The 22,896-nt window shown below is 30.1% G+C and carries 22 protein-coding genes; 19 read left to right on the forward strand and 3 right to left on the reverse strand.

The annotated features are described in order from the left end of the window. Positions 1–6 precede the first annotated feature (6 nt). From dtd to O3801_RS01505, 8 genes are all read left to right on the forward strand, one after another. The gene (gene dtd / locus O3801_RS01470) at positions 7–459 is read left to right on the forward strand and encodes a D-aminoacyl-tRNA deacylase (protein ID WP_294683461.1); all 453 of its coding nucleotides are present in this window, start codon (positions 7–9) and stop codon (positions 457–459) included. Position 460: 1 nt separating this feature from the next. Next, positions 461–1,906: an N-acetylmuramoyl-L-alanine amidase gene (locus O3801_RS01475; RefSeq protein WP_371453790.1), complete on the forward strand. Its 1,446-nt coding sequence runs from the start codon at positions 461–463 to the stop codon at positions 1,904–1,906. A gap of 158 nt (positions 1,907–2,064) precedes the next feature. Next, complete coding sequence (locus O3801_RS01480; RefSeq protein WP_294682106.1) at positions 2,065–2,529, forward strand: MarR family winged helix-turn-helix transcriptional regulator; 465 nt, start codon at positions 2,065–2,067, stop codon at positions 2,527–2,529. After that, positions 2,516–4,669, forward strand: a complete 2,154-nt coding sequence (locus tag O3801_RS01485; RefSeq protein WP_371453792.1) for an ABC transporter ATP-binding protein — start codon at positions 2,516–2,518, stop codon at positions 4,667–4,669. The genes O3801_RS01480 and O3801_RS01485 overlap by 14 nt, the downstream gene beginning before the upstream one ends. Beyond that, positions 4,662–6,452, forward strand: a complete 1,791-nt coding sequence (locus tag O3801_RS01490) for an ABC transporter ATP-binding protein (RefSeq protein WP_371453794.1) — start codon at positions 4,662–4,664, stop codon at positions 6,450–6,452. The genes O3801_RS01485 and O3801_RS01490 overlap by 8 nt, the downstream gene beginning before the upstream one ends. A gap of 141 nt (positions 6,453–6,593) precedes the next feature. Beyond that, positions 6,594–7,001: a MarR family winged helix-turn-helix transcriptional regulator gene (locus O3801_RS01495; protein ID WP_294682100.1), complete on the forward strand. Its 408-nt coding sequence runs from the start codon at positions 6,594–6,596 to the stop codon at positions 6,999–7,001. 62 nt (positions 7,002–7,063) lie between these two features. Continuing rightward, positions 7,064–8,110: an LLM class flavin-dependent oxidoreductase gene (locus tag O3801_RS01500; RefSeq protein WP_294682098.1), complete on the forward strand. Its 1,047-nt coding sequence runs from the start codon at positions 7,064–7,066 to the stop codon at positions 8,108–8,110. A gap of 93 nt (positions 8,111–8,203) precedes the next feature. Continuing rightward, positions 8,204–8,887 (forward strand): YjjG family noncanonical pyrimidine nucleotidase, encoded by a 684-nt coding sequence (locus O3801_RS01505; protein ID WP_294682097.1) that lies wholly within the window; start codon positions 8,204–8,206, stop codon positions 8,885–8,887. 71 nt (positions 8,888–8,958) lie between these two features. On the opposite strand, the gene O3801_RS01510 is transcribed toward O3801_RS01505, so the two are convergent. After that, positions 8,959–9,864 carry a cation diffusion facilitator family transporter gene (locus O3801_RS01510; protein WP_371453798.1) on the reverse strand — a complete coding sequence of 302 codons (906 nt, stop codon included), beginning with the start codon at positions 9,862–9,864 and terminating at the stop codon, positions 8,959–8,961. Positions 9,865–10,034: 170 nt separating this feature from the next. Here O3801_RS01510 and O3801_RS01515 point away from each other — a divergent pair, with 170 nt between their 5' ends. Then, the gene (locus O3801_RS01515) at positions 10,035–10,682 is read left to right on the forward strand and encodes a GDSL-type esterase/lipase family protein (protein WP_371453800.1); all 648 of its coding nucleotides are present in this window, start codon (positions 10,035–10,037) and stop codon (positions 10,680–10,682) included. A gap of 48 nt (positions 10,683–10,730) precedes the next feature. Here O3801_RS01515 and O3801_RS01520 read toward each other — a convergent pair whose 3' ends face one another. Both O3801_RS01520 and O3801_RS01525 read right to left on the reverse strand, forming a co-directional pair. Further along, positions 10,731–11,612, reverse strand: a complete 882-nt coding sequence (locus tag O3801_RS01520) for a hypothetical protein (RefSeq protein ID WP_294682092.1) — start codon at positions 11,610–11,612, stop codon at positions 10,731–10,733. Between the two features lie 209 nt (positions 11,613–11,821). Then, positions 11,822–13,144, reverse strand: coding sequence for an APC family permease (locus O3801_RS01525; protein WP_371453802.1), 1,323 nt, complete (start codon positions 13,142–13,144; stop codon positions 11,822–11,824). 317 nt (positions 13,145–13,461) lie between these two features. Here O3801_RS01525 and lysS point away from each other — a divergent pair, with 317 nt between their 5' ends. The 10 genes from lysS (at position 13,462) to yajC (ending at position 22,842) form a co-directional block, all read left to right on the forward strand. Then, positions 13,462–14,961 (forward strand): lysine--tRNA ligase, encoded by a 1,500-nt coding sequence (gene lysS / locus O3801_RS01530; RefSeq protein WP_294682088.1) that lies wholly within the window; start codon positions 13,462–13,464, stop codon positions 14,959–14,961. Between the two features lie 177 nt (positions 14,962–15,138). Further along, on the forward strand, positions 15,139–16,200 hold the full coding sequence (ftsY, locus tag O3801_RS01535; protein ID WP_294682086.1) for a signal recognition particle-docking protein FtsY: 1,062 nt from the start codon (positions 15,139–15,141) through the stop codon (positions 16,198–16,200). Between the two features lie 229 nt (positions 16,201–16,429). Beyond that, the gene (locus O3801_RS01540) at positions 16,430–16,933 is read left to right on the forward strand and encodes a PTS sugar transporter subunit IIA (protein WP_294682084.1); all 504 of its coding nucleotides are present in this window, start codon (positions 16,430–16,432) and stop codon (positions 16,931–16,933) included. Positions 16,934–16,972: 39 nt separating this feature from the next. Next, on the forward strand, positions 16,973–18,412 hold the full coding sequence (locus O3801_RS01545; RefSeq protein WP_371453806.1) for a hypothetical protein: 1,440 nt from the start codon (positions 16,973–16,975) through the stop codon (positions 18,410–18,412). Between the two features lie 10 nt (positions 18,413–18,422). Then, a complete protein-coding gene (locus tag O3801_RS01550; protein WP_060913800.1) occupies positions 18,423–18,623 on the forward strand; it encodes a YqgQ family protein in 201 nt (66 codons plus the stop codon). 9 nt (positions 18,624–18,632) lie between these two features. Continuing rightward, positions 18,633–18,917 (forward strand): DUF1507 family protein, encoded by a 285-nt coding sequence (locus O3801_RS01555; RefSeq protein WP_294682078.1) that lies wholly within the window; start codon positions 18,633–18,635, stop codon positions 18,915–18,917. 1 nt (position 18,918) lies between these two features. After that, positions 18,919–20,136, forward strand: a complete 1,218-nt coding sequence (locus tag O3801_RS01560; RefSeq protein WP_294682076.1) for an FtsW/RodA/SpoVE family cell cycle protein — start codon at positions 18,919–18,921, stop codon at positions 20,134–20,136. Positions 20,137–20,286: 150 nt separating this feature from the next. Further along, positions 20,287–21,315: a tRNA preQ1(34) S-adenosylmethionine ribosyltransferase-isomerase QueA gene (gene queA, locus O3801_RS01565; RefSeq protein WP_371453809.1), complete on the forward strand. Its 1,029-nt coding sequence runs from the start codon at positions 20,287–20,289 to the stop codon at positions 21,313–21,315. 21 nt (positions 21,316–21,336) lie between these two features. Then, on the forward strand, positions 21,337–22,491 hold the full coding sequence (tgt, locus tag O3801_RS01570; protein ID WP_294682073.1) for a tRNA guanosine(34) transglycosylase Tgt: 1,155 nt from the start codon (positions 21,337–21,339) through the stop codon (positions 22,489–22,491). Between the two features lie 87 nt (positions 22,492–22,578). Then, positions 22,579–22,842, forward strand: coding sequence for a preprotein translocase subunit YajC (gene yajC / locus O3801_RS01575; protein WP_060913805.1), 264 nt, complete (start codon positions 22,579–22,581; stop codon positions 22,840–22,842). Positions 22,843–22,896: the final 54 nt, after the last annotated feature.

Genomic DNA, 22,896 nt, shown 5'->3' on the forward strand with positions numbered 1-22,896 from the left:
GGATATATGAAAATTATATTACAAAAAGTTAAAAAAGCTAGTGTAAGTGTTGACAATAAGGTCGTGGGGTGTATTGATAAAGGATACTGTCTTTTAGTAGGTGTTCATAAAGAATCTACAGAGGAAGATGCGAAATACTTGGCAAAAAAGATAGCACAAGCTCGCTTATTTGAAGATGAAAATGATAAAATCAACCTGAGTCTGAAAGATGTAGGAGGAAGTATCTTATCAGTTTCACAATTTACTTTATACGCTGATACGAAAAAAGGTAATAGACCTAGTTTTACAAGTGCTGCGGGAGCAGAAAAAGCAAATGAATTATACGAAAAATTTAATAAATTTTTAAGAGAAGAAGGAGTAACGGTAGAAACAGGAATTTTTCAAACCATGATGGAAGTAAATATTGTTAATGATGGTCCTGTAACTATTGTTTACGAAAAACTAACAACAGGAAAATAAAATGAGAATAAAAAGAAGAAACAAGAATGGAGTATTATTTCTAATATCTATACTGTTATTAGTGCTAATTATTGGAGGAGTAGTTACTTATATAGGGGAGAAGATGAATTTAGCATCTAATTCTGAAAATAATATCACCATTTCGAAAGAAATAGAGCTTAGAACTGGACCAGACGATACCTATCCAACTCTAAAAAAAGTGACTGCAGGAGATAATGTAGAAATGCTAAGCAAATCTGATTCTTGGTATGAAGTGAAAACAAAAGATAGTTTTGTTGGTTGGATACCAGGATGGAGTATTTTAGGTACTGGGCAAAAAAGTCCTGAGGACCAAAATAAAGAAAAGTTAGCCTCTTATTCAATATTATTAAATCCAATTATAAAACAAGATGATAGTTCTGATTATAAAGGAGTATCTTCTAAGTCTTATAATTTAAAAATAGCTAAACAATTAAAAGAGATATTAGAAAAAGATGGTATAAAAGCAATTTTAACGAGGGATAATGATGAAACTTATCCTACAAAAGAAGAAATCACAAAACTTGCTGCAGAGAATTCTGTAGAATTGCTAGTTGATATTGACACTACTAATGATAGTAATAAAGATGTCTTTGGAGTAAAAGTTTATTACGGAACACAGGAGTCTTCAATTGTAGCAAGAAGTATCGAGAAAAATCTTTCTGAACACTATATTTCAAAGATATCTTCATCTGAGAAACAAGCTAACTTCTCACAATTGAGTGATAAATTACCACAGGTGAAGTTGATCACAGCTAATATTGGAAATAAAATAGATGTTGATTTATTAAATAATGAGATAGCTAGTAAGCAATTCATTGAATCTCTAAGAGATGGTGTCGAAGGTTATCTATATTATCTAATAAATATTGATAATTATAACGCAAAACGAAAAGAACAATTACTTAACTTGCCTCAAAAAGGACTTTCTGTGCCTATGTATTATATGAAACAGGATGCATATAAAAATATAGCATATGGACTAGACGGGAAGAAAACAATTGAAGAAAATGGTGATGCAATTATTTCGCTTGCTATGATCGCAAAATATATTGGTAAAGATGAAGCAACTGTAGAAGAACTTGCTTCTTGGGCAGGTAATAAGTATTACATTAGAAACCAAGGAACTCAACCTACGATTATTACGGCTTTTGCTGAGAAATATAATCTAAAAGTTGAACGAATTGAAACTGATAAACTAGTAGAAAACTTAGAAGATGCACTGAGAGATAATAAACCTATACTTGTTAGGTTAAAATCTGGAGTATTCGGTGATAAAGTAACTTATAAAGTTATTCGTGGATTTGAAGATGATAAATTCTATATAAATGATCCGAACGATGATGATGTTAAACTTACAAGTTATAATGGTTTCACAGAAAATGATATAAAAAACAACCTTGCTCAGGCTTGGGTGTTTAGTAAATAGGAGAAAAGATTAATCTAGAAAAATTCTAGGTTAATCTTTTTTTATTGAAATAATTAAATTAGTTATTGACTAAAAATGGAAAATAAAATATAATAGTTAACATGGTTAACTAATTAGTTAACTTTATTAACTAATTTATAAAATAAAGGAGGTAGAAGATGAGTAAAAGTGAAATTTCGTATCATAAAGCAATTGATATGATGGAAGAATTTAGATTAATTATGAAGAGAATTCATAAAAAAAATAATGCTCCTATTAGAAAACCGGAATTTCAAGCGATGTTATTTTTATCTTGTAAAGAAAAAATTACAATGCAGGAGCTAGGCGAAGAACTTCATGTAACAAAACCTCGAGTTACAGCACTTGTTGGTGAGTTACTTGAAAAAGATTTTGTAGTCCAAAGTATCGACGAAAAGGATAAAAGAAAAAAATATCTTAGTTTATCTGAAAAAGGAATCGAATGTATAGAATTACATAGGAAAGCCTATGAAGAATGGTTTAAGTCTATGTGGGATAAATTCGATACTAAAGAAAAAGAAGCTTTTAATATATTATTAACAAAAACAAATCTAGTATTAAGAGAAGAACTACAGGATAAGGAGGATAACAATGAAACTAATTAAATATTTAAAAGGTTTCTTGGTACCTATGATATTTTTAGTTGCGATATTAGGAGTTCGTGTAGTTGCAGAGCTAGCACTTCCAACTTACACAAGTAATATTGTAGATAAAGGTATCCAACAAAGTGGTATCCAAGATGCTGTGCCGGAAAAAATAAGTGAAAAGTCATTCAGAGAATTACAATTATTTATGACTGATGATGAAATTAAAAAAGTCACAGCTAAATATACGAAAGATGGAGATGTTTATAAACTAGATAACATTAATGATCAAGAACGTAGCGAACTAAATGATATTTTTAAAAATGCTATGACTGTTGTATCTGGAGCAAAATCTGAGAACTTAGATCTAGATAAGGTTGCAGAAGGTGTTAAACTGGGACTAGTCAAGAAAGACAGCTTAATTGAGCAAAAGAATAAGTCAATTAGTGACTTAGGAAATTCAGCTGATATGATAACAAAACAAGCTGGAATTCGTTATGTTAAAGAAGAGTATAGAAATAATGTTGGTATTGATACTAACGAAATTAGAAAGAATTATCTAAAAGAAGTTGGAATCATGATGATAATCGTAACATTTATTTCAGGTATTGGAAGTGTTATTTCGAACTTTATAGCTAGTAGAATTTCTTCGAAAATAGCATATAACCTACGAGAAAAACTTTATAACAAAGTATTATCATTTTCTAAACAAGACATTGATAAATTTTCTACAGCTTCATTAATTACAAGAAGTACAAACGATATTCAACAAATACAAAATGCTTTAAATATGATGTTATTTATCGCAATCTATGCACCGATGATGGCAGTGTATGGAGTTTACAAAGTTACTCAAACTGATACTGGTATGACATGGATAATTGCATTAGGTGTAGGTATCTTAGGTTTAACATTAGGAATAATTTCATTCTTAGTAATGCCGAAATTCAAAATTATGCAAAAGTTAATAGATAGAGTGAACTTGGTTACTCGTGAAGCATTAACTGGTATTTCTGTAATTCGTGTTTTTGGTCGTGAAAAATATGAAGAAGAAAGATTCGATAAAGAAAATACAGTTTTAAAAAATGAACAACTTTTTATCAATAGAACTTTATCAGCACTTATGCCGATGATTATGTTAATTATGAATGGTATTGCACTATTAATAATCTGGGTTGGTGGAAAAAATATAGATGCTGGTAGTATTCAAGTTGGTGATATGATGGCGTTTATAACATATACAATGCAGATAGTTATGTCATTCTTATTCTTCACATTCTTAATGATGCAACTACCGCGTGCTGAAGTTGCAGCTGGTCGTATTAATGAAGTTCTGGAAACAGAGGTTACTGTAGTAGATAGTGAGAATATTGATGATAGTAAACTTCAAGATGTAAAAGGTACTCTTAAATTTGATAATGTCAGCTTTACGTTTGATGGAGCAGATAGTCCAGTGCTTAGTAATATTAGTTTTGAAGCTGAAGCAGGAAAAACTACTGCAATTATAGGAAGTACAGGTAGTGGTAAATCTACATTACTTCACTTAATTCCAAGATACTTTGATGCTAGTGAAGGTGAAATCTCAATTGATGGAGTTAATATTCGAGATATAAGCTTAAATAAATTAAGAGACATTTTAGGATTTGTTCCTCAAAAAGGTGTTTTATTCAGTGGTAACATTGAATCAAATATTAAATTTGCAGATGAAAATATTACTGATGAACAGATGAAAAAAGCCGCTGAAATTGCTCAAGCAATAGAGTTTATTAATGAAAAAGAAGATAAATTTAATAGTGAGATTTCACAAGGGGGATCTAACGTTTCAGGTGGACAAAAACAACGTCTTTCAATTGCTCGTGCCTTGGCGAAAAATCCTAAGATACTTCTTTTCGATGATAGTTTTTCAGCATTAGACTATAAAACAGATGTTAAATTAAGAAAAACTTTAAGAGAAGAAATGTCCGGGGTAACTACTATTATAGTTGCTCAGCGTATAGCAACAATTTTAAATGCAGATAAAATTATCGTAATGAATGAAGGTAAGATAGTAGGAGTTGGAAAACACCAAGAGCTTCTTGAAACTTGCCCAACATATTTAGAAATTGCAGAAAGTCAACTTAGCGAAGAAGAATTACAAAAAGGAGGTAAACATCATGGCTAAAGATCAAAAAATAGAAAAAGCTAATAATTTTTCTGGAACGTTAAAAAGAATTATCAAATTGATGTTTACACAGTATAAACTCTCAAGCATATTGATTGTATTCTTTGCATTAGCAAGTACTGTTTTTGGTATAGTAGGGCCTAAAATCATGGGACAGGCAACTACAGAATTATTCGAAGGGTTAGTAGCCAAAATTAGTAATGAAGGTAGTATAAATTTTGAAAAAATCGCAGGAATTTTACTTACTGTATTAGGTTTATACATACTGTCATCACTGTTTATGTTTATTCAAGGATGGTTAATGAGTAATATTTCTCAAAAAATGACATATGATATTCGTAAAGAAATTAGTAAAAAAATAAATACTTTACCTGTTGGTTATTTTGAACAACGTACAGTAGGTGAAACTCTATCTCGAGTAACTAATGATGTAGATACGTTAGGGCAATCTCTAAACCAAAGTTTCACACAGATGATTTCAAATACAGCAATGGTACTTGGAGTACTAGTAATGATGTTTACAATAAGTCCTCTAATGACACTAATAGCGTTAGCTTTAATTCCTGTTTCAGGAATACTTTTAGGTGCTATAACAAAATGGAGTCAAAAATATTTCAGAAGCCAACAAAAAATGCTTTCTGATGTGAATGGGCAAGTAGAAGAAAGTTTCTCAGGTCAGAATATTATTGCAGCATTCAACTATAAAGAAAAAAGTGTAAAAGAGTTCAATGATAAAAATAAACAATTATATACATCATCATGGAAAGCAAACTTCTTCTCAGGATTAATGTTCCCAGTGATTAACTTTGTAGGAAACCTTGGTTATGTAGGTATTGTTTTCTCAGGTGGATTATTAGTTTCTAAAGGAACTATTGGGGTAGGGGATATTCAAGCTTTTATCCAATATATTAGAAACTTTACTCAACCAATAGGTCAAATAGCTCAGTCTATGTCAGAAATTCAAAAAATGGCAGCAGCTGGTGAAAGAGTATTTGAGTTCTTAGATGCTAAAGATGAAGAAAATGCAGAAGTTATTGAAACAGTTACTAATAAAGAAGGTAATGTAGTATTCGATAAAGTAAAATTTGGATATGTAGAAGATCAAATAATTATTAAAAACTTTACTAGTGATGTTGAAAAAGGAGAGATGGTTGCTATCGTTGGTCCTACAGGTGCAGGTAAAACAACAATGATTAAACTTCTTATGAGATTCTATGATATTAACGGTGGAAATATTTATATTGATGGAAAAGATATTTCTAAATTAGATAGATCTGAATTGCGTTCTTACTTCACAATGGTTCTACAAGACACATGGTTATTTAAAGGAACGATAATGGAGAATCTTCGTTATGGTCGTTTAGATGCTACAGATGAAGAAGTAATAGAAGCGGCTAAAGCAGCTCATATTCACCACTTTATTAAAACATTACCAGGTGGTTATGACATGGAATTAAATGAAGATGCTTCAAATATTTCACAAGGTCAAAAGCAATTATTAACAATTGCTCGTGCAATACTTGCTGATAAACCAATATTAATTCTTGATGAGGCAACTTCAAGTGTAGATACACGTACAGAAGTATTAATTCAAAAAGCAATGAATAAACTTATGGAAGGACGTACTACATTCGTTATCGCTCACCGATTATCAACAATTAGAAATGCAGATAAAATATTAGTATTAAAAGATGGAGATATCATAGAACAAGGAAATCATGATGAATTATTAGAACAAAAAGGTTTCTATTCAGAATTATATCAAAGTCAATTTGCAGAATAAAACTAAAGACATTTAGAGATTTTTCTCTAGATGTCTTTTGATTTTATTTCTTTGACAATATATAATTAATGAAGTATAATTATCTCATATTCGAGATAATTTCCAAGAAGAAATGTTTATAATAAAAACAGGAAAAACACTATGAATAATGAATTTAAAGCAGTCATTGGTATTATGAGAGCAAGTAATTTATTAGTGGATGATTTGAAGAAAACTTTGAAGAATTATCCAATTAATGCGACTGAATTTTCTGTTATGGAATTTTTATATAGTAAAGGAGAAAAGAGTATTCAAGAGATTCGAGATAGAATATTACTTGCTAGTGGTAGTGCAACTTATGTTGTTGATAATCTTGAAAAAAAAGGTTATATCACGAGAAATGTTAGTCAAAAAGATAAAAGAGTAACTTATATAAGATTGACTGAAGAAGGAATGAAATTAATGGATGAAATTTTTCCTATTCATAAAAAAAATACTAAGAGAGTTTTTGAAAAAATAAATGACAAAGAGTTAGTAATATTAAAAGAAATCTTAAAAAAAATAAACTAGAGGCTTATGCCTTTTTTAATAAATCAATATCTTGAAATTGAGATAATATAGGAGGACATAAAATGATAGAGTTAGGAATTAGTACATTTGGTGAAACAACTGAAATAGAAGGAACAGGAATAACGCCGAAACATGATGAACGTATTAGAAATATGATTGAAGAGATGAAACTTGCAGATGAAGTAGGCTTAGATCTTTATGCAATAGGCGAGCATCATAGAGAAGATTTTGCAGTATCAGCACCTGAGATATTATTAGCTGCAGGAGCCGCTGTTACGAAGAATATAAAATTAAGTTCTGCGGTGACAGTACTATCATCTTCGGATCCTGTAAGAGTTTATCAACAATATGCAACAATCGATGCAATTTCTAATGGTAGAGCTGAGGTTATGGTAGGTCGTGGTTCATTTACTGAATCATTCCCATTATTTGGCTATGATTTGGCAGACTATGAGGAATTGTTTGATGAAAAATTAGCGATGTTGGAGAAAATTAAAGCTAATGAAATGTTAACGTGGAAAGGAAAACATACTCAAAGCGTCAATAATAGAGGAGTATATCCAAGAAGTGTTCAGGAGGACTTCCCTATTTGGGTTGCGACAGGAGGAAATACAGAATCAACTATAAAAATAGCTCAAAAAGGGTTACCTATAGCATATGCGATAATTGGTGGACAGTATAAATCTTTTAAAGGTTTAATTGATTATTATAAGGCCATTGGGCGTAATGCAGGTCATAGTGAAGATCGTTTAAAAGTTGCTTCACATTCATGGGGATTCATAGCTGAAACAGATGAAGAAGCGATTAAGAAATACTTCCATCCAACCAAACAAGTTGTTGATGCAATTTCAAAAGATAGACCGTTTTGGAGACCTCTTACTTTCGAACAATATTTAAATAGTGTTGGTCCAGATGGCTCAATGTTAGTAGGGAGTCCTGAGACTGTAGCGAATAAACTTATTGATATGATAGAAACACTAGGATTAGATAGATTTATGCTACATCTTCCACTTGGATCTATGCCACATGAAGATATTATGAAAGCTATCAGACTTTTTGGTGAAGAAGTAGCTCCTCGAGTTCGAGAATATTTTAAAGATAAAAAATAAAATTTAAATTTACACATCAAATAAATCTATTTTTTCTAAAAAATCAATCTCTATGTTATAATGAGTAAGTAATATAAGAAATGGAGCGGATATATGATTTTAGAAAAGTATAAGTATCTACTATTTGATTTAGATGATACCTTATTAGATTTTGGTAAGGCACAGGTGTTAGCTTTTAAAAAATTATTAAAAGATGAGAATATTGAATATAATGATGAGCTATTTGAAAAATATGAAACGATAAATAAATCTCTATGGAGAAGTTTTGAACGTGGAGAAATTTCGAATAAAGAAGTTACGAGCGAAAGATTTATAAGATTTTTTGCACTGTTTGATAGAAAAGTAAATGGTATTGAGATAGATAAAAGATACAGAAGTTATCTTGCTGAAGGGAACCAACTTTTCGATGGAATAATTGAAATGTTAGAGAAACTAACATTAACTCATAAATTATATGTAGCTTCTAATGGAATAGGTGTCACTCAACATACAAGATTAAAAAATAATAATCTTAATAAATACTTTGAGAAGATTTTTATTTCTGAAGAAATCGGCAGTAAAAAGCCAGATAGAGAATTCTTTGATATTATCTTTAAAGAGATTGGTGTTGAAAATAAGAATGAAGTTTTAATGATAGGTGATACGCTAACATCAGATATACTAGGAGCTAATAATGTAGGGATTGATAGTTGCTTAGTAGATATTCATAAAATTTCTAATTCAGAGATAGTGCCTACGTATAAAATTGAAAAGACGGTTGATATCTTGGGTATTTAACAAAAAAAAACGAGGACGGCTTTACAAAAAGGATTATTATGTAATCATAATTGTGAGCCGTCACTCGTTTTTTATAAACTGTGATCGTTGTATTTAATATTTTCTAATGCGATGAAGCAATGTTCAATATTGTATTCTTCCTTAAGTACTATTTTAACATTTTCTACAATTTTATAATCGTGGCTAGTTTCATATTCATTTAGTAAAATATGCATTGCAGCATTGATTTCATTTGTATCTGTGTGCCAAATGTGAAATTCATGAATATCAGCAATACCTTCCACTTCTTTTATTTTATTGTAAATTTCTTCTGTATCTAGAGTAGTAGCTTCCATTAAAATAACAAATGATGATTTAGTAATTTTGTAACCACCTTTGAAAAGAATTATACTGATGATAATACTCATAATAACATCAACGATTTGATAGTTTGTAAAGTAAATAATAGTTGAAGAAATTATGATTCCGATTGAACTGATTAAATCGCCAAGGAAGTGCCATAAAGCACTTTGAATGTTAAGATTATCTTCTTCTTTTAAACTTTTTGTTAAAATTACAGTAACAACAATATTAAAAATCAATCCGATAGTTGATATTATAAGCATTGACTTGAAATCAATATCCTTAGGATTGAAGAATCTCATGAATCCTTCAAATATTAAATAAATCGAAATACCTATTAGCATTAGACCATTTATAAAAGCTGCCAGCACTTCTAATCTGACAAAACCAAAAGTATATTTTTTATTTGGTTTTTTTGAACTGAATAGTAAGGCAATTAGACTGAATCCTAATGCAATAACATCAGAGAACATATGGAAAGAATCTCCTAAAAGTGCTAATGAATTTGATAAAAGTCCTCCAATATATTCTAATAATGCAAAACCTATTGTTAAAATTAATGTTGTATAAAGTACTTTTTTTGAATATGCTTGAATCTTGTAATGTTTTTTATGATGAAAATTTGTTTGTATCATTATATTCTCCTTTTTTAAGAATAATGATATTATAAATCATGTTGGTTAACATTACAAAAATATTGCACTGATAACAATTATTAGTATTTGTATCATTAGGTTCTATTGCTTTTTTCATATTAGTTTGATAAAATTAAGAGGAATTTAGAAGAAAAAAGGTGGGAAAAATTATGCGTATTTTATGTATTGGGGATAGTAATACTTGGGGATATGTTCCAGGAGAAGATGGAGTAAGAACAGATAAACGTTGGACAAAATTATTAGAAAATCTTCGTCCTAATGACACAATAATAGAAGAAGGTCTTTGCGGTAGAACTGTAATTGCAAAAGACACAATCGTACCCGTTAGATGTGGTATTGATACACTTCCAATACTAATGTTAAGTCATGTGCCTGTAGATTTAGTAATTATAATGCTAGGTACAAATGATTTGAAAAAACAATTTAATCCGAGTGCCAAACTTATAGCAAAAGGGATAGAAGAATACATTAAATATATTAGAAATCCACATTTAATAGCGGGATATAAAATTCCAAAAATTCTTGTTGTATCACCCGCTCCATTACGTGATGAAATAGTGGATAGACATAGTTTATTTGGTGAATTTGATGAAAATAGTTTAAAACAATCAAAATTTTTAGCACAAACATTTAAAGAAGTTAGTGATAAGTACGAAGTTGACTTTTTAAATGCTGGGCGTGTAGCAGAAACTTCATTAGTGGATTGCATTCACCTAGATGATAAAAATCATGAAAAATTAGCGAAGTATATTGCTAGTAAAGTTGCAGAAGTCTTGGATTACGAGGAAGCAAGATAAGAAGAATCCGATGATAAACTTTCTAAATTTGGAAGTGTATCATCGGATTTATTTTTTATATTGTTTAAAAGATTGATAGCTTACAGCATAACTTATAATACAGAGTAGAATATATTTCCAATCAAATTCTAAAACAAAAAACAGATTGGCAAATAATAAATTAAATATTGTAAAATATACACCAATTATATACGTATTACCTGATTGCTTAGTCATTGTTCTATTAATAGTTTTTAAAGTTCTATAGTATATAATTACTATTATGATAAACATGATACTGATGGCCCAAAATATTTTTGTAGGCAAGTCAATTTTAAAATCACTTAGTACTAGAGTCAAAGCAGTTGTGTTAGTTATTATGAATAGGTGGCTAGTTAAGTGATAAAAGTTTATATCTCTAACATGAACACTTCTGGAGATAAAGCTTGGGAATAGTTGGCTTATAGTGAAAGTAAGAAGTATAAACCAGTAACTATAATCTATGAATATTAAGCCTAATAATAAAGAAAGCGTACGCCCAGTGTGAATATAACAAAATGGTTCTGTTAGTTTTTTTATCATAAGGTCTTTTTTATCTGTAAGAATATACTCGGTTATATGTTGAACACTTAATATTGCAGATAGTAGGATTAATGTTGCAAGTATATATTTAATATTTAAAGAGTTTCTCACTAGTAAATTCACTATAACAAGTATTTGTGAAATTAAAAAGAAGTAATTAATAAAGCTATCTTTTCCATATCTGTTTAGATGAACAACTTCTAACAGCCAACTATTAAAGAAAATAATAAAAAGTAGCATAAATTGAAAGAAGTTATATATTGATTTATCTGAAAATGAATACTCTACTGAGAGTTTACTTACTAATAAAGACAATGAAATTGTATAAAAAGAGGTCAGGATGGTCTCTTTTTTAAAAATAAAATTCAAGATAAAGCTTCCTCCTTACTACTTTAATTACTCTCATTTTGATAAAAAAATATTGAAGTTATCCGTAGCAGAGAGCTAGGAGGATAACTCCAACCTTCTAAACAAAATTGAAAGAAGTTATAATCATATTTTATCAAAAAAAGATTTAAATATCAATAAAAGGAGAAGCGACTCAAAGTATTAATTTGAATCACTTCTCTTATATTTCATTATTTTTTGAATTTTTTATGAATCTCTGTGTAGAAAATTAGACCAGCTAATGTTATAACTGCTCCACTAATCGCTAAAGTGAATTGTGTTATTAGAGCAGAAATAACGATGTAAAGCCCACCGATTATAGCAATTAAAGGAACTATTGGGTATAGTGGAACTTTATAAGGTCTTGGTAAATTCGGTTCTTTCTTTCTAAGAATGAATACTGCTAAAAATGTTGCAATAAAGAAAATCCAAATTGTAAATAAAAGGAAATCCGTTAGTGCATCAAATCCACCTGTAAACATCATTGCAATTGTTAAAATTAAAGTGGTCAGAGCACAGAAATACGGTATTGAAAACATATTTAGTTTTAACCAATATTTTCTTAATGGTATTTGATTTTTTAGTGCCATTGCGTAAGGTACACGAATCGCAGTCATTGTGAATCCATTCATTGTTCCGTAGACACTTACCATAATTCCTATAGTTATTATTTTCCCACCATTAGGTCCAAATAATTTAGTGGCAATATCATTAGGAACATTACCATTACCAGCAATTTGCTCCACAGGCATAGTCAATAGATATGCAATGTTTATAAGTAGGTAAACTGCAGTAATAACTAATAATCCGTATAAAATTGCACGTGGTAAATCTTTTTTTGGATTTTTCATTTCTCCAGCAATTGTTCCAACATTACTCCAACCATCATAGCCATACATTGCAGCTAGCATAGCGGCTCCAAGAGCTGCTAGCGAAGAAGTATTGATAGTTGAACCGACTGAACTACTTGGGATTAATTCAATAGTAGTCGGATTAGGTTGTAATAATCCAAATACAATAATCGCAAATATAGGAATAAGTTTACCAATTGTTGCAGCGGTTTGAATTTGGCCACTAGCTTTACTACCAAGTAAATTTAAACCAGTAACTGTAATTGCAGCGCATGCACTTATTAAGATTGAATATTTTTTATCAACTTGGAATAAATTTAAAAATTGTGTTGCAAAGATAGTAGCTGCAGCAGCAATACTCGCTGGATAATAAATCACAGCTTGAGCCCAACCTAATAAATATGAAAAAGTTTTACCATAGGCTCTTTCTACCCAAACTATCATTCCCCCGGTTTCAGGCATAGAGGCTGCTAGTTCTGCAGTTGTTAGTCCAGCACAAATACTGATAATTCCAGCAAGAAGCCAAGCTAGAAGACCTAAGCTAACGCTGCCTGTTGTTTTATATATGACAGCTGCTTTAAAGAATACACCTGATCCAATAACTACACCAACTACCGTTGAAAATGCACCAAAGAATCCTATATCTTTTTTTAATTTTGTCAAAATATACCTCCTAAAATAAAGAGTAAAATAAAAGTTACTTAAGTTTTGAATTTGCTATAAATATTTAATCAAGCTAACTAATTATATATCATTTTAATATGTATAACAATAGTTAAAAATAGAAATAAGGAAATAAAATTGATTAAGATTACCGTGAAAATAGGATTATTAAGATATATTAAGTTGAAATTTATAAAAATTTTTAGTATGAAAATTTAATAAAATTATTGTTAAAGATTTAACAAATTCATTGAAAATATGTTATAATAGGGAGTATCTGAATAAAAATACTAGATTATACTAGAAAGGAATTTAACATGACAGAAGAAATTAAAGTAGATGTACAAGATTTAAATGATCAAATGCTTGTTCGTCGTGAAAAGATGGAAGCTATGAGAGAAAGTGGTTTAGATCCATTTGGAACTAAATTCGAAAGAACTCACCTTTCAAATGAAATCGTAGCAGAATATGATAAATATAGTAAAGAAGAACTAGAAGAAAAAAATATTTCTGTAACAATCGCAGGACGTATTATGACAAAACGTGGTAAAGGTAAAGCAGGATTTGCTCACGTTCAAGACTTAGGTGGTCAAGTTCAAATTTACGTTCGTCAAGATAGAGTAGGAGATTCTTATGAATACTTCAAGACTCTTGACCTTGGTGATATTGTAGGTGTAACAGGAGTACTATTCAAAACTAACGTAGGTGAATTATCTGTTAAAGCTGATAAATTCGAAATTTTAACAAAAGCACTACGTCCACTACCTGACAAATTCCATGGTCTTAAAGATGTTGAAGAGCGTTACAGAAGAAGATACGTTGACTTAATTATGAATGAAGACAGTAAAGAAACATTTATTTTACGTTCAAAAATTATTCAAATTATGCGTAGTTATTTAAATGAACGTGGATACTTAGAAGTTGAAACTCCAATGATGCACTCAGTTGCTGGTGGAGCCGCAGCTCGTCCATTCGTAACACACCACAATGCGCTTGATATGCAATTATTCATGCGTATCGCTCTTGAATTACCATTAAAACGTTTAATCGTTGGTGGTTTAGAAAAAGTATATGAAATTGGTCGTGCATTCCGTAACGAAGGTGTATCAACAAGACACAACCCTGAGTTTACAATGATTGAGTTATATGAAGCATATGCTGACTATAATGATATTATGGACTTAACTGAGTCTATGATTGCATACATCTGTAATGAAATTCACGGTACTACAAAAATTATGTACGGTGAAGATGAGATTGATCTAACACCAAAATGGCGCCGTGTTCACATGGTAGATGCTATTAAAGAAGTAACAGGTGTTGATTTCTGGCCAGAAATGACAGATGAACAAGCTCATGCATTAGCAAAAGAGCACAATGTTCCAGTTAGAAAAGACATGAAAGTTGGACACATTATTAATGAATTCTTCGAAACATTTGTAGAAGAAACATTAGTTCAACCAACATTTGTTTACGGACACCCAGTTGAAGTGTCTCCGTTAGCTAAAACTAATGCTGAAGATACGAGATTTACTGATCGCTTTGAGCTATTTATCGTTAGACGTGAACATGCGAATGCTTTCAGTGAGTTAAACGATCCAATCGATCAAAAAGAAAGATTCTTATCTCAAATGGATGAAAAAGATGCTGGTAACGAAGAAGTTTATGAAATGGACGAAGACTTCGTAGAAGCGTTAGAATACGGTATGCCTCCAACAGGTGGATTAGGAATTGGAATTGATAGATTAGTTATGTTATTAACTAACTCAGCTTCAATCCGTGACGTATTACTGTTCCCATACATGAAACATAAGTAAATAAATGTTGATATATAAAGGTTTATGGGTTGTCGGTTTTAAAACATCCGCTTATTGAAAAAAAGGGCAAATATTTATAAAAATTAAAACTCCCTAAAATAATAGGAAGCTTTAATAGAAATTAAAGGGAGCTTAGTCTCCCTTTTTGTATATAAAAAGATATATAAGGAGTATCCAATGGCAAGCTTTTTTGATAAATTAAAAGAAAAATTTTCTGCTAAGGAAGAATTAAATGAAGAACTGATTTCACTTGATGAATATGAAGAATTCGTCGAGAGTCAGTTTGTAACTGAAAAATTTAAAAAAGGACTTAAGAAATCACGTGATAATTTCTCTAACGCTCTTAATAATTTAATTAGTTCATATAGAGAAATTAACGAGGAGTTTTTCGAAGATCTAGAAGAACTATTAATTCAATCTGATGTTAGCTATAATACAGTATTAGAGTTAGTTGATTACTTAAAAGCTGAGTCACAAAGACAAAATCTAAAAGAACCAAGTGAACTTCAAAGTATGATTATTGAAAAACTTGTAGATGTTTACATGGAAGGAACTGTAAAATCTGAATTAAATTATGCGCCAGAAAAAGAACTTTCAGTATTTCTATTTGTAGGGGTTAATGGTGTTGGTAAGACAACTTCAATCGGTAAACTAGCTCATAATCTAAAAAAAGAAGGGAAAAAAGTTCTTATAGCTGCTGGAGATACATTCAGAGCAGGTGCAATTGATCAGCTTGATGTTTGGGCTAAGCGTAGTGGTGCTGATATAGTTAAATCGCATGAAGGAGCTGATTCAGCAGCGATAATCTTTGATGCTATCCAATCTGCAAAAGCAAAAGGTTATGATGTATTATTATGTGATACAGCAGGACGTTTACAAAATAAAGATCATTTAATGAAAGAACTTGAAAAAATAGTTCGTGTAATTAAGAAGGAAGTTCCAGAAGGACCTCATGAAGTGTTATTAACAATTGATGCGACAACTGGACAAAACGGAATTCTTCAGGCTAAAACATTTAAAGAAGTCAGTGATGTTACAGGTGTAATCCTTACTAAACTTGATGGAACGGCCAAAGGTGGTATTGTTATAGCAATTAAGAAAGAGTTAGGAATCCCCGTTAAACTTGTTGGATTAGGAGAAAATATTGATGATTTAGAAGTGTTTGATCCTGAGCAGTATATCTATGGATTATTCTATCAAGAAAATACTGAACAAAAAGATGAACAAGTAGAAGAATAAGAAATAATTTTTATAAATATCCATTTTACAATATTTTATAATATAGTAAAGTGGGTATTTTTTACTAATTTACTAATTTATTAATAATTATTAAAATTAAATTGCTATAGTAAATCGATTAAAATATTTTAATATTAAATTAGAATTATTTGTTAAAATTAATTGAAAAAAAAGCAATAAAAGTATATAATAGATATATTAAGAAGGCAATAATATATGGAGGATTATAATGGGATTTTTATCTAAATTATTCGGAAAAAAAGAAGAACAAGTACAAGAGTTAGTTTTAAACTCATACATGAAAGGTAAAGTAGTAGATATTACTGAAGTACCCGATCCAGTATTTGCTCAAAAAATGATGGGAGATGGATTTGCAATCATTCCAGAAGAAGGAAAATTAGTATCTCCAGTTGCAGGAGAAATTATCCAAGTATTCCCAACAAAACACGCTTTTGGTATTAAATCAGGAGAAGTTGAACTTCTTATTCACGTAGGGTTAGAAACAGTTGCTATGAAAGGTGAAGGATTTGATGTAGCTGTATCTGCTGGTGACAGAGTTGAAGTAGGTCAAACTTTATTAACTTATGATTTAGAATTAGTAAAAGAAAAAGCTAAAGATATTATTACTCCTTGTGTAGTTACAAACATGGACTCAGTAGCTAACATTGAAGTATTAAAATTAAATGAATCTGTTGATTTCTCACAAGAAGTAGCAAAAGTGAAACTTAAATAGACTAAAGTCTATTTAAGTTTTACTGTTAGTGGCGAAATTATGAATGATAAGAAATTTTGGAAGATTATATATCTGTATATAACAAAATATAATTATAGTATATTATATTATCGTCCAGAAAAGAAAGATGTCTGGCTTATTAATGAAGATAATGAATTAATAAGATTTATATATGGGGATAGTTTTAAATCAACAGAAATAGATAGTATAGTTTCTAATGTCATTAGAAATGAAGTTAGACTAAAAAAAATGTTTAAACTGAGTAGTTTAAAAATGAAAATCCTTTATGTTTCTCCTGACTTTGATGAAGTTATAAACGACTACAAAAAATATAGAATTTCGAATAGTTTAATCATAGAACGTATACTTTATAATGAAAAAAATAGTAAACTTTTCTTAAAAGAAAATGATTTTAGATTTATTGAAGGTACACCAGATACTTTAAGATATAAAAATAGAGTGGTTGAATTATACAAACGCCAGACATTAGATAGAAATGTATTTAATATAAAGTATAATATCTTGTCTGGAATCTATTTATTATTATTTTTGGCAAATTTTGTTGTGATATATTTTACGAATAACAATTATTCGTTATTCAATTATTTAGAATACAGTTACCAAAAAATAATAAGTGGACAATTTTTTAGAATGTTTACGAGTGTCTTTACTACAGATAGTTCAATGAAATTATTATTTGTATTGGTTTCTATTTTTTCTACTTCAATATTATTTAATAAAACATTAAAAATATTGAAGAGTATTGGAATATTACTAGTAGTATCATTTATATTTAATTTATTATTAATATTTGGTTACTCTGGAACTCTTGATATAGCGTTAGTTTCTAATATAGCCTTACTAGGTTCAATTTTTATGGAACAGCTTAGTAAGAAAAATGATAACCTGAAGTTCATGTATTCAGGAGTAATTACAATAGCTTATTTAACGGTAGCAACACTGCTATTTGAAACATCTATAGTACTTTATATCTTTTCTTTTATCTTGGGAGTATTTTTAGAACTTTTCTTGATGAAAAGAAGAAATATATATATTACACTTGTTTCGATACTAATCTTCAGTACTTTAGGGGAGGTATTATTATTAGCGGGTGTAAATACTAAGAGTGTTATAAATAGCTATAGAGCAGCTAGAGTAGAGAACAGATTGGTAAAATCATATTCAGATGAAGATATATTTAATTTAGAAAAAGAATTGACTTCAAAAAATAAATCTGTACTTACTTATTATGAGTTAGGTATGGTGAAGCTGACATCAGCAACTAAACAAGATGCTAAAAAAGTCTTCTTAGAAGGAATAAGTTTTGATGATTCTTTTGCTCCAATATACTATAATTTAGCTGTTATTGAACGTCAGGAAGGTAATTATGAAAAAGCTAAGGAGTATGCGAACCGAGCTTATGATTTAGATGGTAGAGAAATAAATAAAAACCTAGTAGACGAATTAAGTAAATTTTAAGGTGATGTAAATGATAAATTTTTACGATTTGCAACAATTTTTAAAATCTTTTGGTATAATAATATACATGAAAGATAGAAGACATACTTTAAGTATGGTAGAATATGAGGTAAGAGAGTTAAGACGTTTAGAATTAATTTCAAAAGAAGATTTTATTAGAGCAATTGCAATTATAAAACATGAAGTTAATCATGAATTATCAAAAGGATAGGTGAGAATAATGGAAAACAACCTTATTTTTATTAAGGTACGAAAGAGAATAGAAGAAGATGTTATGAAGATTGAAGAGATGATAAATGCATGTGTATCTGTTAAGGGTCAGAGAAAATGTCCATTATATCAAGATGTAATAGATACTCAAATTTATGGTCTTTCAAAAGAGATTAGTATTGCGGTAGAAATTGGATGTATATCGGAAGAAGCTGGGCGAATTATTTTAGCCGATTTAGAGGATAAGGCAAGTGAAATGTACGCTAGTGTAATAGCAGAGAGTAAAGCAAACTAACATGAAATTTTTAAAAAGATTACATAGATCTATAAAACATGAAAAAAGACATGTTCGATTAGATTGGATGGTTGCATTAACATTATTGGTTTTACTGATTTTGAGTTGTATGATGGTCTATAGTGCAAGTATGATAGGAAATAAATATGGAACATTTACCTCAGGTATCCCTGTAGGGGAAACATATTTCCTACAAAGACAAGCTTCATGGGCAATACTGGCCTATATAGCATTTTTATCTTTTTCTGTTGTTATACCATTTGAAGTTTTTAAAAATAAACAATTGTTAAAAACTGGTTTTATAATAATGGTAATCTTACTTATCATTCCACAGCTTATGCCAGCGATAAATGGTGCTAAATCTTGGATAAGAATAGGTGGATTTAGTTTTCAGCCATCAACATTAGCACAGTTATTTATTATAATATATATGGCATTTATACTAGAAACAAGAAAAGAAAAATTGCGCCAGATATGTACTAGTTCAGAATTATTAAAAATTTTTGGTATTCCTCTTGCTCTTGTAACGTTAATAGCAATGCAAAACGATACTGGGATGATGCTTATTACATTATCAGTAATTGGGATAATGACTTTATGCTCTAATATGCATTCTCAAAATGTGAAGAAAATTTTATCTCTTGCGTTAATAGCGGGTATAGCGGTCGTCCTATTATTTATGTTGAAAGGTGCACTATTTAATAATGGTACATCTTATAGAACGAATCGTTTAAAAGTATTTTTAAATCCATTTTCAGAGGATTTAGCAGCAGCAGCAGATCAAGTCATCAATTCATATGTTGCTTTTGGTAATGGTGGTTTATTTGGTAGAGGTTTAGGAAATTCAATCCAGAAGTTAGGGTATTTACCTGAGGCTCACACAGACTTCATTCTTGCAATAATAGCAGAAGAATTAGGTTTCTTAGGAGTAGTGTTTGTAGTAAGTTTACTATTAATATTAATCGGAAAAGTAATTTTTTCTGGTACAAAATCAAGAAATACATTCTCAGCAATGTATTCTTTAGGATTTGCCAGTTTACTGGTTGTCCAAGGAGTTGTTAACATCGGGGGAGTTACTGCTTCTATACCGATGACCGGAGTACCATTGCCATTTATTAGTAATGGTGGTAGTTCTATCTTAATATTAAGTATAGGATTAGGTATAGCTACTAATATTTTATCTCATGTAAAATATTTGCGTAGTAATAGTAAAAAATAAATAAGGATTTGGATTAATAGTATTGATCCAAATCTTTTTTATATAATTTAGATTATAAAATAGAAAAATTTATAATTTCTAATAGTGAGGCTTGCTAACTTTAGATAATCAAGCTATAATAGTAAAGGTAACTTTTAAAGGAGATTTTAGATGAAATTAGAACAATTTGATTTTTATTTACCAGAGGAGCTAATAGCACAAACACCTCTTTTAAAAAGAGATACTAGTAAATTACTTTGTGTAGATAGAAAAAATAATTCACATGAACATAAAGTTTTTTCAGATATTATAGATTATTTTAATCCAGGTGATACTTTAGTACTTAACAATACGCGTGTAATGCCAGCACGATTATATGGAGCTAAAAAGGATACAGGTGCTGCAATAGAGGTGCTTTTATTAAAAAATCTTGGTCATAATGACTGGGAGTGTCTTGTTAAACCTGCTAAAAGAATAAAAGAAGGTAGTATAGTATCTTTTGGTGACGGTATAATGGAAGCAGTTTGTACAAAAGTACTAGATGATGGATTTAGACATTTTGAATTCAAATATGATGGAATTTTCCAAGAAAGATTAGATGAACTTGGAACTATGCCACTTCCACCATATATTAAAGAAAGATTAACTGATAAAGAAAGATATCAAACAGTTTATTCGAAAGAGGTAGGAAGTTCAGCTGCACCAACTGCGGGATTACACTTTACAAATGAATTACTAGAAAAGATAAAAGAAAAAGGTGTAAATATAGCTTACTTAACCCTTCATGTTGGACTTGGAACATTTAGACCTGTAGCTGTAGAAAATATTGAAGAACATGATATGCATTCAGAGTACTATACTTTAGACGAAGATACAGCAAAAATAATTAATAAAACAAAAGAAAATGGTGGGAGAGTATTTTCTGTAGGTACTACTTCAACAAGAACATTAGAAACAATTGCACGTGATAATAATGGGAAAATTGTTGCAGCTTCAGGATGGACAAATATCTTTATTTATCCAGGATTTGAATTTAAATGTGTTGATGGATTGATTACAAACTTCCACTTACCAAAATCATCATTAATAATGCTTGTTAGTGCATTTTATGATAGAGAAAAAGTTATTGAATTATATAACATAGCAGTTGAGAATAAATACCGTTTCTTCAGTTTTGGAGATGCGATGATAATAATCTAGTTTAAGAAAGGAAATATTTATATGAGAGATGTAAAAGAAAATGCAGTATGGTATGAACATATAAAAACTTGTAAACAATCGGGTGCAAGATTAGGTATTGTTCACACACCTCATGGAAGCTTCGAAACGCCTGTATTTATGCCAGTTGGGACGCAAGCTACTGTAAAAGCAATGTCACCAGAAGAAGTAAAAGGAATGGGTGCAGACATTATTTTATCTAATACTTATCACCTTTGGTTACGTCCTGGTGAGGAGATTGTTGAAAAAGCTGGTGGACTTCACAAATTTATGAATTGGGATGGAAGTATCCTAACAGACTCAGGAGGATTCCAGGTATTTTCTCTTAGTGAGATGAGAAAAATAGAGGAAGAAGGGGTTCATTTTAAAAATCATTTATCTGGAGAAAAATTATTCTTATCACCAGAAAAAGCTATGCATATTCAAAATGCTTTAGGATCAGATATTATGATGGCTTTTGATGAATGTCCTGATTATAACCATGACTATAAATATATTCGTCAATCTGTTGAAAGAACAAGTCGTTGGGCTGAGAGATGTCTTGAAGCACATAAAAATCCTAAGACACAAAGTATCTTTGGTATAGTTCAAGGTGCCGGATTTAACGATCTTCGTGAACAAAGTGCGAAAGACTTAGTGAGTATGGATTTTCCAGGATATGCTATTGGTGGTTTATCTGTTGGAGAACCAAAACATGAGATGTATAGAGTTTTAGAACATGTGACACCATTATTACCAGCTAATAAAGCTAGATACTTAATGGGAGTAGGATCTCCTGATGCACTATTTGAAGGAGTATTAAGAGGCGTTGATATGTTCGACTGCGTATTACCGACACGTATTGCACGTAATGGAACATGTATGACTTCTGAAGGGCGTGTTGTAGTTAAAAATGCTAAATATGCTGAAGACTTTACTCCACTTGATCCAGAGTGTTCTTGTTATTGTTGTAAGAATTATACGAGAGCATATCTTCGCCATTTATTCAAAGCTGATGAAATCTTTGGAGCAAGATTAGCGACAACTCACAATATACATTTCTTAATCAATATGATGAAAGATATTCGTCAAGCTATAAGAGAAGATAGGCTATTAGACTTTAAAGAAGAATTCTTTGAAAAATATGGATTAAACCAAGAAAATCCAAAGAATTTCTAATAATTTAGTAAAAAAAGAATATAAAAGGTTTATTTTTTACTAAGTATATAGTAGAATAAATATATATAAATCAACCGGAGGTAAAATATGCAATATTCATATATTAATATTATTATGATTGTAGTTCTTTTTGCTTTCATGTATTTCATGATTATTAGACCACAATCTAAAAGAAATAAAGAATTAAAACTTCTTCAAGATTCATTAAAAGAAGGAGATAGAATTGTAACTTTCGCAGGAATTTACGGAGATATCGTAGAAGTAGGGACAGTAACAGTAAAAGTAAGAATTGCACCAAAAGTAGAAATCGAATTAGACAGAAATTCTATTCGTAGCTTAGTTGCAAAATAATAAATGTTTAAGCAGATTATATTAGTAATCTGCTTATTTTTTTTGAAAAAATTT

Source organism: Gemella sp. 27098_8_149 (genome assembly GCF_041433745.1).
Lineage (GTDB): Bacteria > Bacillota > Bacilli > Staphylococcales > Gemellaceae > Gemella.